The 14,571-nt window shown below is 34.1% G+C and carries 16 protein-coding genes; 9 read left to right on the top strand and 7 right to left on the bottom strand.

Annotated features, from left to right (window positions below):
* Window positions 1-33: 33 nt before the first annotated feature.
* From K5V07_RS03990 to K5V07_RS03965, 6 genes are all read right to left on the bottom strand, one after another.
* Entirely contained in the window at window positions 34-993 is a 960-nt protein-coding gene (locus K5V07_RS03990; RefSeq protein WP_182648988.1) for a sodium-dependent bicarbonate transport family permease, read from the bottom strand.
* Window positions 994-1,067: 74 nt separating this feature from the next.
* Window positions 1,068-2,027 (bottom strand): L-threonylcarbamoyladenylate synthase, encoded by a 960-nt coding sequence (locus tag K5V07_RS03985; RefSeq protein WP_221916478.1) that lies wholly within the window; start codon window positions 2,025-2,027, stop codon window positions 1,068-1,070.
* Window positions 2,028-2,030: 3 nt separating this feature from the next.
* Window positions 2,031-2,867 carry a DUF6671 family protein gene (locus tag K5V07_RS03980; RefSeq protein WP_144893139.1) on the bottom strand — a complete coding sequence of 279 codons (837 nt, stop codon included), beginning with the start codon at window positions 2,865-2,867 and terminating at the stop codon, window positions 2,031-2,033.
* Complete coding sequence (locus K5V07_RS03975) at window positions 2,860-3,162, bottom strand: hypothetical protein (RefSeq protein ID WP_144893137.1); 303 nt, start codon at window positions 3,160-3,162, stop codon at window positions 2,860-2,862. Before K5V07_RS03975 ends, K5V07_RS03980 begins: the two co-directional genes overlap by 8 nt.
* A 2-nt stretch (window positions 3,163-3,164) precedes the next feature.
* Window positions 3,165-3,335: a hypothetical protein gene (locus K5V07_RS03970; protein ID WP_158634591.1), complete on the bottom strand. Its 171-nt coding sequence runs from the start codon at window positions 3,333-3,335 to the stop codon at window positions 3,165-3,167.
* 348 nt (window positions 3,336-3,683) lie between these two features.
* On the bottom strand, window positions 3,684-5,198 hold the full coding sequence (locus K5V07_RS03965) for a DUF2254 family protein (RefSeq protein WP_221916477.1): 1,515 nt from the start codon (window positions 5,196-5,198) through the stop codon (window positions 3,684-3,686).
* 163 nt (window positions 5,199-5,361) lie between these two features.
* On the opposite strand from K5V07_RS03965, the gene K5V07_RS03960 reads away from it, so the two are divergent.
* Window positions 5,362-5,763 carry a DUF2721 domain-containing protein gene (locus tag K5V07_RS03960; protein WP_144893133.1) on the top strand — a complete coding sequence of 134 codons (402 nt, stop codon included), beginning with the start codon at window positions 5,362-5,364 and terminating at the stop codon, window positions 5,761-5,763.
* 39 nt (window positions 5,764-5,802) lie between these two features.
* On the opposite strand, the gene K5V07_RS03955 is transcribed toward K5V07_RS03960, so the two are convergent.
* Window positions 5,803-7,932 carry a TonB-dependent receptor domain-containing protein gene (locus tag K5V07_RS03955; RefSeq protein ID WP_221916476.1) on the bottom strand — a complete coding sequence of 710 codons (2,130 nt, stop codon included), beginning with the start codon at window positions 7,930-7,932 and terminating at the stop codon, window positions 5,803-5,805.
* Window positions 7,933-8,074: 142 nt separating this feature from the next.
* Between K5V07_RS03955 and K5V07_RS03950 the strand changes: the two genes are divergently transcribed.
* The 8 genes from K5V07_RS03950 (at window position 8,075) to K5V07_RS03915 (ending at window position 14,545) form a co-directional block, all read left to right on the top strand.
* Window positions 8,075-9,460 (top strand): DUF1800 family protein, encoded by a 1,386-nt coding sequence (locus K5V07_RS03950; protein ID WP_221916475.1) that lies wholly within the window; start codon window positions 8,075-8,077, stop codon window positions 9,458-9,460.
* Between the two features lie 10 nt (window positions 9,461-9,470).
* The gene (locus tag K5V07_RS03945; RefSeq protein ID WP_221916474.1) at window positions 9,471-10,640 is read left to right on the top strand and encodes a DUF1501 domain-containing protein; all 1,170 of its coding nucleotides are present in this window, start codon (window positions 9,471-9,473) and stop codon (window positions 10,638-10,640) included.
* Between the two features lie 58 nt (window positions 10,641-10,698).
* The gene (locus K5V07_RS03940) at window positions 10,699-11,595 is read left to right on the top strand and encodes a DMT family transporter (protein ID WP_221916473.1); all 897 of its coding nucleotides are present in this window, start codon (window positions 10,699-10,701) and stop codon (window positions 11,593-11,595) included.
* 67 nt (window positions 11,596-11,662) lie between these two features.
* Entirely contained in the window at window positions 11,663-12,016 is a 354-nt protein-coding gene (locus K5V07_RS03935) for a DoxX family protein (RefSeq protein WP_221916472.1), read from the top strand.
* A gap of 4 nt (window positions 12,017-12,020) precedes the next feature.
* Window positions 12,021-12,629 (top strand): alpha-ketoglutarate-dependent dioxygenase AlkB, encoded by a 609-nt coding sequence (locus K5V07_RS03930; RefSeq protein ID WP_221916471.1) that lies wholly within the window; start codon window positions 12,021-12,023, stop codon window positions 12,627-12,629.
* Window positions 12,630-12,927: 298 nt separating this feature from the next.
* The gene (locus K5V07_RS03925; RefSeq protein ID WP_086455130.1) at window positions 12,928-13,206 is read left to right on the top strand and encodes a DUF2805 domain-containing protein; all 279 of its coding nucleotides are present in this window, start codon (window positions 12,928-12,930) and stop codon (window positions 13,204-13,206) included.
* Window positions 13,207-13,261: 55 nt separating this feature from the next.
* On the top strand, window positions 13,262-13,603 hold the full coding sequence (locus K5V07_RS03920) for a hypothetical protein (RefSeq protein ID WP_182648969.1): 342 nt from the start codon (window positions 13,262-13,264) through the stop codon (window positions 13,601-13,603).
* A complete protein-coding gene (locus K5V07_RS03915) occupies window positions 13,604-14,545 on the top strand; it encodes an alpha/beta hydrolase (RefSeq protein WP_221916470.1) in 942 nt (313 codons plus the stop codon).
* The last annotated feature ends 26 nt before the right edge of the window (window positions 14,546-14,571 follow it).

The raw sequence follows: 14,571 nt of genomic DNA, 5'->3' as shown, positions 1-14,571 counted from the left end.
CCTCTTTTTTTTACTCAATAATTGGGACCGAAATTAACATTGAATAATAGCAAAATATATTGGCATCCCAAAAGTGATGTTAAAAGGGAATGTTACTGCTAAAGCCATCGGTAAAAATATTCCTGGGTTTGCTTTAGGAACAGCAATTTTCATGGCCGCTGGAACAGCAATGTACGACGCGCTTGCCGCAAGTACAGCAAAGATGAAACGGTTACCAACATCCTCTGTTACAAAGTGACTTAGATAGGCTACAACACTTCCATTGATTATTGGTATCACAACAGCAAAGGCAAAACTGAACCAGCCACTTTTAAAGAAATCCCCCAATTTACGACCACTTACAATTCCCATATCAAGCAGAAACAAAGCTAAAAATCCTTTGAAAATATCGGTGGTAAAGGGTTTAATACCTAAAGCTTGTTGCTCACTCGCCAAAAAACCGATGAACAAACTCCCTAAAATTAACAACACACTTCCGTTTGTAAAAGAATGGGTGATAATAGTTGACATCTTAGTTTTTAAAACGTTCTCGGTACTAAACAATCTAATTAAGATGACACCAACAATAATAGCCGGAGCTTCCATCAATGCCATCACAGCAACCATATGACCACTAAAGGTGTAATTTTGTAATTCTAAAAAGGAAACCGCAGTTACAAAAGTTACTGCACTTACAGATCCATAAGTTGCAGCTATGGCTCCCGCATTCTCAATGCTGTATTTTTTCTTTAAAATAAAAAAAGAATACAAAGGTATGATTAAAGCAATTGAGACCCCAAAAAATATGGACCATACAATATCAATAGTAAAATGACTGTGAGCTAGCTCTTGACCGCCTTTAAAACCAATGGCAAATAGCAGGTATAAAGAAATAAACTTGGAACTTCCCTCAGGGATTTGCAAATCACTTTTGACCAATACCGCTATGATTCCAAGTACAAAAAATAACAATGCTGGATTTGTTAAATTATCAATTAATAAATTTAAATTCATGAGTTAGTTGTTTTATAATTACATGAATTATCATGCAATCGAATTGATATAATTGTTTATTAGTGTTATAAAAATTACTTTTTGGTAGCGCGTTGTAATCTGTCGTTAATGGCTTTACCGAGTCCGCTATCTGGGAAACGCTCTGCTAGAATGACATCTAGATTTTTTTCATCCAATCTATGTAGTGCAGCATATAATCCTGAAGCGGCCTCTAACATTGAACCCGAAATTGACAAAACTTCTTGGGCACAAATTGATAGATCTTTTATCTCTTGTTTAAAAGTCAAGACTCCCACTCTTTGATTTGCAAATTTGGCTACATCTGCACTTATCGTATCTGTAAGGTACGTGGTAGTATTAGGTGCGTAATGACGTGACAACATTCCTGGTGCAGGCGGTGCTTTATCATCATGCACTATTGTTTTAAGTGGACCAATGATGGCTTCTATTTCCTCAATTGCTAGTGATCCCAAACGATACAGAATGGGTTCACCATCTTCAAACCCTATAATTGTAGATTCAATTCCTCTTTCACAACTACCACCGTCTAAAATCATAGGTAATTTATTTTCAAAATAATGCGCAACATGAACGGCTTGAGTAGGACTTATAGATCCAAAAGGATTTGCGCTGGGTGCTGCCAATGGAAAATCCAGTTGCTCTAAAAGTGATAAAGTAACCTTATGATTAGGAACCCTAACTGCTACTGTATCCTTGCCGGCAGTAACCGAATCTGGAATTTGAGGTTGCTTTTTTAATACCATAGTTAGAGGTCCAGGCCAAAAGGCATTTGCTAGTAGCATCGCTTTTTCGGGAATTTCTCTAGCTATAGATGGTAAACTTTCAATAGATTTTATATGAACAATAAGCGGATTGAAAGAAGGTCTTTCTTTTATACTGAAAATAGATGCTATTGCTTTTGGACTAAAAATATTTCCTGCTAATCCGTATACCGTTTCAGTAGGAATCGCTATCACTTCATCTTGATTTAATAAAGCAACAGCTTTTTGAATGGAATTGTTTATTATACTCATTATTTAGGGGTTACAGTAATCACAAAAAGTAGGTTCTTCGGTCATTTTTTGATACGGAAAATTGATTTCGTGCGTATATTGGCATTTTTTGCAAGAATATATATGGCTCAAAGTAGACTGAGTAGGATTGGCACACCAAGAACATGGCAAACCGGGATTAACACTGGTCACAACAAAACCTGGGGTCATGCACTCAGGACATATAGATTGTATGGATTGCAACAATTTTTGGGTAGCGATCTCAATAACTTTCATCCGTGTGGGATTGTAATGGGCACGCATATCTGTTTCGGCGTATATCGTACCATACACCTCCATGATATAGTTGTAATATTTTTTTAAATCGTCTTCAGTTGTTATACCTTTAATGACTGCTTTATCATCATCGGCAATACTTCGCAAAATAATTGCATGTGATGGGAAATGAACTTTATGGGCAAATGCAGTCAGTGCCTCATAACTTGCAACAGCCTCACCGTAAAAATTAGTATCTAAACTGAGTTCTCTAACGATTATTTCAAGATCATTTTTTTTATCTATGAAAATCAGAAATTCTTCATCCGCTTGTGCAAAAAACAAAGACGGATGAGGACCAAAAGATCCTTCGCTAGCAAGACCTAAATCACAATCAAAAGCTTCCATCGCGGCTAGACATTTTTCCCGAACAGTTGCCACAGCCGATTCCTTTCGCTTAATTTCTCCTGAAAAAGTACCAAAAACATCCGTATCAAAATTAGAAGGCACAAAACAAGAAACGCCTAATCCATTTTCAAGAATGGGTGCAATGACCCTTTCCTTGTGGTGTTTTGTGGCAATTAGTAACGTTCTGCCATTAAACATCCGCCTCTTGTTTGAGTCTAGGTTGCATTTCAATTTGAATTACACCGTTTACACATAATTCCATATTTTTTGCATCGGCTTCTTTAATCAGTTCTTTAATATAATCAGAGGCTTCTTGTAATGTTTCTTTCCTTCTCTTAGAATGCAAATGGTCTTGGTCAAACCTAATTTCATTGCTAAATTGCTCTAAGTTGTGGTAATTGATTTTACTATTAATCAACGAGAACAATACTTTTCCGGCTTCCGTTGGCTCAAATTGACCTTCGACTAATTTAAATTGATACTCTTTTTTCATGATTATTCTAAATTATTTTGTTTTGATAAAATGTACACGCTGTACACTATTCCTAAACCTAAAATCAAAATAAAAAATACATTTTGAGGCGCTACGAGGTTCAGCAAAAAACCTGTCAACAACCAGAGCGCAGCAACAAGTAAACTTCCGTTAATTTTAAATTTAGTTCTCATACAGACACATTTGTTTGGTGCTGCAAATGTATCATGGTTATGTTATAAATTTTTATTTATATTTATAATGATATTCATAAAATAAATTAATGAATATAAACATGAATGGTGGTGAAAATCATAGAGAATTGATTTTCGATTGAAAATTTTACAAATTAGCAGGTGATAATTGGATAGAAATTAAATATAGAAGTTTTAAAAACAATAAATTCTACAGAAAAAAAGTGAAAAATTTGGGTAAACGGTACAAGGAAGCAGCATAAATTGAAAACCAATTGCGCCAATCTATTTTAGAGTTATACTTTTTATAGAAAAATATGCAGACAATTTAATACTAGTTTTAAAACCTTAGTAATCATAGGCGTTTAAATAGGCAATAGCATCTGATTGAACCGAAGCAATTACTTTATTATCACTAACGCAATTAGTCTCATAAAAGGATAAAATCTCTTTTTGTTTTAATCTCAATATTTGCTGTTTTGCTTTTTTTCTAAATTGGGATAACTCATTCTCAATTGTGAATAGCTTTTCCTTTGATATTTTCAGCGTACCGTTAGCATGATTGGTTAAGTTATAAATATCTGACAGTTCCATTTCCTCCACTTGTTGAATTAAAATTTTTAAATGGAAGGGATTTTCAACTAATGGAAGTATGATTCGTATGGATCGAATGATTCGTTTGATTACAGTGGGATCTTCCTTGCCCCATTGAAAAATTTGATCGTAACAAAAATCGATAAACTCCTCAAAGTTGAATTCATTTACTTGTATATGCTCCGATTTAAGTGACTTAGCATCAGTTGATGGAAACTCTTTCATTGCTAACTCCTTTGCAATTTCCCCAATTTGGTCTATACAATTCAGGCAGGTTGTGGGATCATTTACCGCTGGTGAAATGGCTTTTATGGCTATATCAACTAGTTTTCGAACACCAAAATTGATGTCTTGCGTGTGGCTTCTAAATTGTTCTACCTTAAATGCGTTTTTCACAATGGCGCCTACTTCTTTTTGCAACTCTTGAACTTGAGCTGGAGTAAGATTTTGGTCAAAAACTAATGTTAACAAGGTAGTTGTCCCTTTCATAATAAACTCCCCAACGATAGGTTTTTGGTATGCATTTTCAAAACAAAATCCTACTTCCGATTGCAATACATACTCCGTAACCTTTTTGAGTTTACCATAATTAACGCTATCTAAATACCCAGAATCAAAAGGACTCACAACAGATACCTTGAATTTGTCTGGATAAATTATGGCCCGTTTATACAACAGATTTTTTCCTAAACACCAGTTCTCTTGGTATAGACTATTAATTTCCTCAATCATATCCACTTTGATCCTATTGGTAATACTGGATACATTCATATTGATACTCAAATAGGTAATCATGTTAGGGTAAGACCAAGACAAACCGTAAAAAGCCAATAAAGTCCCCACAGAAAGTGTTACCAAAAATGGAGTATTCGGGCAAAAAACAGAAGCAAATTGCGGCAAAATACACAGTGAAATGGTTCCCACAAAAAGACCTATAAATTTTTGCATTTTAAAATCATTAATCAAAAAATGTCTTAAAATGCGTGGCGAAAATTGTGATGAAGCCAGTTGCATGACTACAAAAATGACCGAAAATGTAGTGAGCGATATACCTATTAGAATCGAAATCAACACATTCGTCACAGAGATGAGCCTAGTGTAAGTATCTAAAATATCAATATTAAAAATAGTCCCAAAATCTACTGAATATTCTAAAATCATTACAGCCGAACCTATAACTACTGCATATAAAACTCCTAGAAAAGTACCTAAATCTTTTAGTTGGTGAATCAATATGTTTTTTAACTTGTATTTTAATGTTTGCGGCATACCTTATTATTAAGAAAGTAAAATTAATATAAATGATGATATAAATCCTGATGGCTGGTAATTTTAGTAATTTTGTAAAAAGAATTAATGCTAAAATAAAAGCATGAGTTTTTTTAAGAATCCATATTTGCATTTTTAAACCTCTTTCAAACAGTAAGCTCAAATGATTTTACAAATAGAAACTCCTGCACTCCTTTTTGGTGCAACATCATTAATATTACTAGCGTACACAAATCGGTTTTTGACCATTGCAACTATTGTTCGCGGACTAAAGAAAACCTATAAAGAAAAAGAAAACAACTTGATTTTACTGGAAATAAAAAACCTCAACTTGCGCCTTACCTTAATTAGAAACATGCAAATGGCTGGTGTTTTAAGTCTTTTTTTGAGTGTATTTGCTATGTTGCTGTTGTTTTTACAACAACAAACAGCAGGTATTTACCTGTTTGGCCTTAGCTTGCTAGGTTTACTGGTATCCTTGGCTTTATCATTTTGGGAAATCAGTATTTCTGTGAATGCTTTGCGCTTGCATTTAAGTGATTTGGTTCAAAAAGAAACTCCATAAAAAAAGCTGTAACATGATGTACAGCTTTTTAGAAATTGTTTACTGGTTGATTAAACCGCCTTCTTCTTTTTTCTCGTTGTTTAATAAACTCGGATTTTCTTTTGCCAATTTGTTTTTAGTTGGGATTTTGTAATTCAAACTAAAACCAAATTTTCTCGTGTCTTGCTTACTGCTTATGAGTAAAGGCGTCTCAAAGGAATTGAATGCGTTTCTATTGGTGTTCAAAATATCATCAGCAAAAAGAGATACTGTCAACTGATCTTTTAAGAATTTTTTCGAAAAAGTAAAGTCTAATGAATTTCTAAGGGGCTCAACTGCTATAAAGTAAAAATAATTTCCTCTTGGAATAACGTAATTATAATTGGCAACAAATTTTACTTTTTTGGGTAAAAGTATCTGAGACATAAAATTAAACATCCAAAAACCATTTGTATCTACTTTAGGAATTTGATGGTATTGATACCCTGCATACACGTATAAAAAATTCATGGTATCAGGATTGACATTCATTTTCATAGTTTCGGCTAGGCCTTTGGTAAACAACATATAAGGAATAGGCATTCCTACACTAAAATTATGAATCTTAACTTCTGGAATATTTTCATTTGTATTGACTACACGATTATTCGTTAGCAAAACCCTGTTGATCACTTGGTTTTTTGCCACACTCATGTTGTAGCTTATAAATGCGTAATCAAAAGCACTCAATTTAACTTCATAATTATCAAAAATGGTAGGCTGCAAGTTAGGGTTACCAGAATATGCAACATTAGGGTTTTGATAATTAGTATTATTGGGGTTCAATGCCGATGTGCTTGGTAACGTAATTTTTTTGTTATAGTTCATATTAAAATTAATGGCATTACTAAAATTGTACTGCGCACTTGCATTGGGGAAAAACCTGAACTGATTAAATTCTGCTAGTTTTGAAACATCAGTATTTCCAGTAATTTTATAATCTTCGGCTCTACCACCTAGAATAAAATTAACTTTATCAAATTTAGTTTGAAATTCTAAGTAAGTTGAAGCGGTTCTACGCTTGTAATCTAAGTTGGTTACACCTCTATTTGAAGCATCAAACAAAAGCTCTTCATACAAGGCTCCTACATTCAGTTTACCTTCATCAGAGAAAGCAATCGGTTGAGAGTAATCTACTTTTGCATTCAACAACTCTTGTTGTGAAGCATTGTCTAATAATGGAGTTGTGGAACCGGCTGGAGCCAATTGAAATTCATTTGAATTGCTGTTATAGTTGAATTTAAACTCCAGTTTTTTGGCTGCATTATCAAACTTTTTTTGATAGGTAACTACTGCATCATGACGAAAACCACCGCTCATTGAAGCATCATCTGTAGTGAAACCAGGACCATTTGAAAGCGTTTGACTGTTATTATTATTGTGCGTCAAATCATAATTAAGGAGTAATCTATCTTTACCAATATCAAAAGTAAGCGCTGATTTTACATAATTATTTCTCCCCACACGATCAGCTTCTGTTGCTGTTAGTAAAGCACTACCTCCGTTTTCTTCATTTTTTAAGGAAGTCCATAAAGCACTTTCTCTATAATTTTGACCCAAGTTTAATTGCCATCCAAAATATTTATTCTTGGCACTCAATAACACGCTATTGTTCATTCTCCAGCGCACATCATCATAACTGGTAAAACTGCTGCTGTTAGTATATGTAGCACTCAAATAATTTTTCGCGTTTTTGTTGGTAATAATGTTAAGGATAGCTCCACCTGAAGTAGCCGGAAACTCAGCTCCTGGCTGTGTAATAATTTCAATTTTTTCAATAGCATTTGCTGGCATTCCCTCTAGGAAAGCATTTAGTTCATTGGTCGAAATATTAAGTGGCCTTCCATCCATAAACACATCCAGTTGCTTCCCTTGAAACATCATACCGGCAATATCTGATGCTATTAAACCTGGTAATTTTTTAATTCCTTCTAGCACAGAACCCGTATTTAAGCTTGGTTGATCAGAAAAGTTAAAAATGGTTCGGTCTGCTTTTTGCTCCACTGCTTTTTTAGTTTTTACAATGGTTACTTCTTTCAACTCTGTAGTTTTTTCTGTTTCGGTTTCAGGAGTTTTCTCAGGAGTTGTTTGAGCCATACTGCCCGTCACACAAATCAAACTCAACAAAATAATAAAATGTATCTTTTTCATGTTTTTTATATCAGATACCCCATAAGACATCTTTATAAAGGAAATGTTACAAAATTGACAATTTGATTTTTCTTATTAGTAGATTAATGTTGTACGGTTAAACCTTTTTTAGAACAACATGTCCTACTGTAAACAACTCAATATGAACACACAAACACTCTGGTCTTTACGACTTGGTTTTTCCTCAAAGCAAGCTGAAAAAATACAAAATATGGGAATTAATTCATTTCTAGAGGCTTCGTTTGCAACGTTCCATGATCATAAAGTTCCTGATTTTATGGTTGACAGCCCAAAATCTATAACCGAATTACAACAATATAGAAAAAAACTTAAAGATGCCAGTCCAGAACAAATAAAGGAATTGCGTAAAAAGGAAGCACAAACTTCACTCGAATTGAAGAGTTGGTGGATTGATAAAATGGAAAACGAAACCTATCCGCTACGCGAAAAAATGACCTGTTTTTGGCACAATCATTTTGTATCAACACTGCAAAAAGTAAAGGTCAATTATTGGGTTTTTCAACACAATCAAATTCTTAGAGAAAATGCATTTGGAAATTTTAAAACCTTAACAAAAACAATAATTCAAAGCAATGCCATGGTGCGCTATCTTGACAATGTAGACAACAGAAAAGGCAAAATAAATGAAAATTTAAGTCGGGAATTACTAGAATTGTTCACCTTAGGCATTGGAAATTATACTGAAACAGACATAAAAGGTGGCGCTAAAGGACTTGCTGGACTTGGTGTGGGCGAAGACCAAGCAATATACCGAACCTTTTTTGAAGATAATGAGGCTTTTAGCTATCTAGGCAAAAAAGGAAGTTTTAAAATTGATGCGATGATAGACCTTATTTTTGAACAGCCTCAAATTCCTTATCTGTTGACTCGCAAAATTCTAAAATGGTTTATTTATGACACCCCAAATGAAGACTTAGTTACGTATTATGGAGACTATTTCAGAAAAATGAATTTTGAAATACAGCCCTTACTTTTAAAAATTTTTACCGAAGAGTATCCTAAACAAACGGCGGGCTCCAAAATAAAAAACCCACTAGAATTTAGCCTGCAAATATTTCACGAACTTGGAATCAAAAAGACAAATACAAAAATGATTGCACTTTTTTGTAAGCAACAAGGAATGGATTTGATGGACCAACCCAATGTAAAAGGATGGGATGGCGGAAATTCATGGTTAACATCCCAAGTGTACTTACAACGCAATAATGTAGCAGATTTACTTTGTAACGGAAAAAATTTAAACCGGAATTTTAATGCTGAAATGAAGGGAAATAAAAGTGCTGATAAAACGGTTAACCTCCAATTAAAATGGAATAAAACGGATACCAATAAAACGATCATCAATGCATTTGAAAACCGATTAATATTCCGGATTGATGACGTCATGAAGGCCGATTTTGAAAAAATATTGAAATATGATTTTGATGGTTCTCTTGAAGGCTCACAATTTGCAGTGCTGCGATTAGTAAATTTCATGATAAAAACTCCAGAATTCCAACTTATCTAAAGCTAGCATTATGAATAGAAGAATTTTTTTGAACTTAACAGGTACACTTACTGCAGGAACTCTGCTTTTACCTGATTTTTTATATTCTTTTGGGAAACAAAAAAGTATAATTACTGGAGAGCAATGCGTAGTTTTTATTCAACTCAACGGCGGCAATGACGGCCTTAACACGTTTATTCCGTATCAGGATATGATGTATTATGACTTTCGTCCAAAAATTGCAATTTCAAAAAATGAAATACTCCAGTCAGCACAAGGAATGGGTTTTCATCCAGCTTTAAAAAACTTTGCACAAATGCAACAAAGCGGAGACTTAGCTGTAATCCAAAATGTTGGATACCCAAATCCTGTAAAATCTCATTTTAGAAGTCAGGAAATTTGGCAAACAGCTCCTACAAATCAAGAGTTTTTAAATGACGGTTGGCTAGGGCGTTTCCTAGATTTACAATGTAAGGATCACCAGCCTACTGCAGGGATAAACATTGATACTATTGACAACTTAGCGCTCAAAGGTGACGAACCTAATTCGATCACGGTAAAAGATCCAAACCGATTTCTCGCTGGAAATAAAATGGAGGTCAACACTAAACTAGCTATAAATCCACAATTAGACTTTGTTAGAAAAATAGCAAATTCTGTAGTTGAAGGTGCCGATGAGATACAAAATGCCCTAAAAAAAGGTGCTCCCGCTGAAGTGGTGTATCCTAAAACTGGTTTGTCCAAAAATCTAGAATGGATGGCGCGCTTGATCAAAGGAAATCTAAACTCAAAAGTGTATTATACCTCACTGAACGGTTTTGATACACATGATAACCAACTTATAATTCACAACAACAAACTTACAGAACTGAATGATGCTGTATTTAGTTTTTACCAAGACTTAAAGAAAGCGGAGTTGTTAGAGAACGTTACTATAGTAGTTTTTTCTGAATTTGGCCGACGCGTCAAGGACAATGGTAAAGGAACAGATCATGGAACTGCTGCGCCTCTATTTATCATTGGCGGAAGCAATAAAGGAAAAATAATCGGTAATAATCCTAATTTACAAGACTTAGATGGCGGAGATTTAAAACATGAAATCGATTTTAGGAGTGTATATGCTTCACTTTTACAACAAAAAATGGAGTTTGATCCTGTTAAAATTGGAATTCGAAACCCCGAATTAAAAGGTCTTTTTTAAAAACGCTGTAAATCACTTTAAAAAACTATCTTTGCCCGCTTTTAAAAATTGAACAAAAATGATAAAAAATAGTATTTTAAAGGGAGTATTCCTTGTGGGACTTGGTGCTACTAGCTACGGAATGTTGGCTACATTTGTAAAAATTGCTTACGGCGAAGGCTTTACAACTCCGGAGGTAACCATTGCTCAATTCACCTATGGGATTTTAGGAATGCTACTAATAAATGCTTTTCAAAAATCAAAAAAAGGGTCTGAGGTTGTAAAAGCATCTACAAAAAATATTACCCAATTAATGCTTGCCGGAACCTCACTAGGTATGACAAGTGTATTTTATTATTTAGCTGTAAAATACATACCGGTATCAATTGCTATTGTTCTATTGATGCAAACCGTTTGGATGGGTGTTATATTTGAAATGATTTTAGAAAAAAAAGCACCATCAACTCAAAAAATAATATCGGTTTTAATAGTTCTTGCAGGAACCGCCTTGGCTACAAATTTAATTGAAAGTTCGGTAGACCTAGACTGGCGTGGTATCGTTTTAGGCCTCTTGGCAGCCACTTCCTTCACCACAACCATGTTTACTGCAAATAGAGTAGCTACTCAAATTTCTTCAGCGCAACGCAGTCTTTATATGCTGCTTGGCGGAGCGGTAATCGTGATTGGTTTTGCAATAGCTACACAAACTGGCCCCTTTAATTTTGATATTTTTCTTAAATGGGGAATTGTACTAGCGCTTTTTGGCACTATAATTCCACCTTTATTATTCAATGCTGGTTTCCCACTTACAGGTATTGGATTAGGCAGTATTGTATCAGCATTAGAACTACCTGTCTCTGTATTAATGGCCTATTTCTTGTTGAGTGAGTCAGTAAATACCCTGCAATGGTTTGGAATTATTCTGATTATAATTGCAATTGTGATTATGAATATCAACTTCAAAAAGACTTTGTAAAGACTATTTGATTCTAAAGAGCTTTATTTGAGGTTTTTTTTCTAAATTCGTTCTAAATACTTTTACTATGAATTTACCTTGGCATTTGTACGGAATGGCTTTTATATATTTTATTGCAGGAATAAACCATTTTAGGAATCCTAGATTATACTTAAAAATTATTCCTCCCTATTTCCCAAACCCAAAAGCCCTTAATGCGATAAGTGGCGTTGCCGAGATTATTCTTGGTATAGCATTATGCATACCACAACTTTCAAACGCAGCTGCATGGGGTGTAATTGCGTTGTTAATTGCCATTTTTCCTACTCATATTTACATGTATTTTGATCCTAAAGCTAGCATGGGATTACCAAAATGGGTATTGTTCCTAAGATTACCTTTGCAGTTTGCATTGATTTTTTGGGCATATCAATATACGTAATAGTATGACATCTTTGTTTGAAAACCAGGAACAACCGGTACAATTTCAAGTTCCAGATGCTGACATCTCCTACTACCCATCCTTTTTTGATTTGGCTACAGCCAATGAAATATTCCAAAGCTTAGTTCAAGATATCCCGTGGCAGCAAGATGACATTCGCGTTTTCGGAAAAGTTCACCCACAACCACGATTGACTGCACTTTTTGGCAATGAGGGAAAACCTTATAAGTATTCTAATATTACCATGCAGCCACACCCATGGAATCCGCTGTTACAAAAACTAAAAAAACAAGTAGAGGCTGCTGCTGATACTATTTTCACAACCGTTCTTTTAAATCAATATCGAGATGGAAAAGACAGTAACGGCTGGCATGCAGATAACGAAAAAGAACTGGGAATCAATCCTATAATTGCCTCATTGAGTTTTGGGGCTACACGTAATTTCCAAATGAAGCACAATCATTTAAAGGATCAAAAACTAAACCTTTTACTAGAACATGGGAGTTTACTGATCATGAAAGGAAGTACACAACATTTCTGGAAACATCAAATTCCAAAAACTGCAAAACCTGTAGAACCTAGAATCAACCTCACTTTTAGGGTAATTGTCTAAGTATTATACTCCTTATATTTCATGCATTTGAATCACGCAATTCTTTATACTCTAGTAGTACTAATTTGAGATGATTTAGGAAATACGTAACTACGGATCTGGTGTACAAAGTTTTTGTACTACTCTTGAAATAACATTAAAAAACTAACAACAAATAATACTTTAAAAAAATATTTAGGAAACAAGAAAAAAAATGCAGTTTTGATAAAATCCAATTGATTTTTTTCTTAATATTGATAACAAATTAGAGATTTACATTATTAACCATTTACAACTTATTTGAATTAATTTTCACGTGATGAAAAAGAGTAACCGAAAAGAATTAAACTGGGAGCAAACAGAAAAACTTGTTACAATGGCTTTAGAAGAAAAAAATCCTTTTGAAATCATTAAAAAAGAATTTGGCTTAGCAGAAAAAGAGATTCTCGAAATCATGAAAAAGAAAATGCCTGCTGAAAAATTCGAAATGTGGAAAAAGAAAGCTGTCGCAAATAAACCAAAACCAAAACCTTTGAAAATTGATGATTTTGACGAAGATTTGGATGGTAAATATTATATAAAAAACAAATTAGATTAAAACACGAAACTCCTGATTTACGGGAGTTTTTTTGTTTGCTTACAATTCAAAAAATATGGTAGCAGTTACAACAATCAACAAAACCATTTCATTCGAAATCATGGGTTGGCACAAAATCTGGTCGTTCCAAAATAAATTAAGTATCCCTAAAGAAAAAATAATAAAGGCGTATCAAGACGAATCAGAATTTACATTTTGGAAAGGTCTCAGAATGCCTGGAACAGAAATTCCCAGATTAATTACAGCGGGTACTTTTTATAAAAACGGAAGGAATTTTTGGGATGTATCCAATAAAAAAAACGCCATTGTTATCACTTTACGAGATCATTATTTCAAAAAATTAATCATTGAAGTAGAAAATCCTGAAGCGGTGCTACAACAAATAAACACACCTTAAATGAAAATCATTTACACTTTTGTTTTTATAACGCTAACGGCATGGTGTCATGCTCAAAATAAAAACTTCACAACCAAAGAAGTTGCTATCAACCCGTTGCTAAAGGGAACTTTATATGCACCTAATGAAAGTTCAAAAAAGAAAACTCTTGTAATAGTTATTGCAGGTTCAGGTCCAACAGATAGAGACGGCAACCAAAGAAATCTTGTCAATAATTCCCTGAAATTTCTTTGTGAAGGTATAGCCTCACGTGATATTCATGCTTTTAGCTACGACAAAAGGATGTTTGCTATGGCTCAAGCAGGAACCCTAAACGAAGCGTCCTTATCTTTTGAAGACTTTATTACTGATGCAAAAGAAGTGGTACAGTTTTTTAAAAATCAAAAAATCTATAAAAAAATAGTTGTCATCGGCCATAGTGAAGGAGCATTAATCGGGTTAGTTGCTGCAAGTCAAAACACAGACGCCTACATTTCAATAGCTGGTGCAGGACGGGGTATTGACGCTGTACTTCTGGAACAAATAGCCCTACAAGCACCTTCATTAAAAGACGAAGTAAAGCAAAATTTAGAAATCCTAAAAACAGGCAAAACATTTGAACTCAAAAACCAAATGCTAGCTTCCATCTTTAGACCTAGCGTTCAACCTTACATGATTTCGTGGTTAAAGTACCAACCACAAGAAGAAATAAAAAAACTACAAATACCCATATTAATCATCAACGGTACCAAAGATTTACAAGTAAGTGTAGCAGACGCACAACTGCTTCAGCAAGCTAAACCAACTGCTAAACTCGTAATCATAAACAATATGACTCATGTATTTAAAGACATTTCAGGTGATGATTCAGCGAACAAGGCTTCCTATAATAATCCTGAATTACCCAACTCATCTCAACTACTAGATGAAATAATTTCTTTTATTAAAAATTTAAATATGTAACAAATACAGCTGTAAGCCGACTTACT

The sequence above is a fragment of the Flavobacterium sp. CHNK8 genome (genome assembly GCF_019774515.1).
In the GTDB taxonomy this organism is placed as follows: domain Bacteria; phylum Bacteroidota; class Bacteroidia; order Flavobacteriales; family Flavobacteriaceae; genus Flavobacterium; species Flavobacterium tiangeerense.
This window is presented reverse-complemented; position numbering and strand designations above follow the sequence as displayed.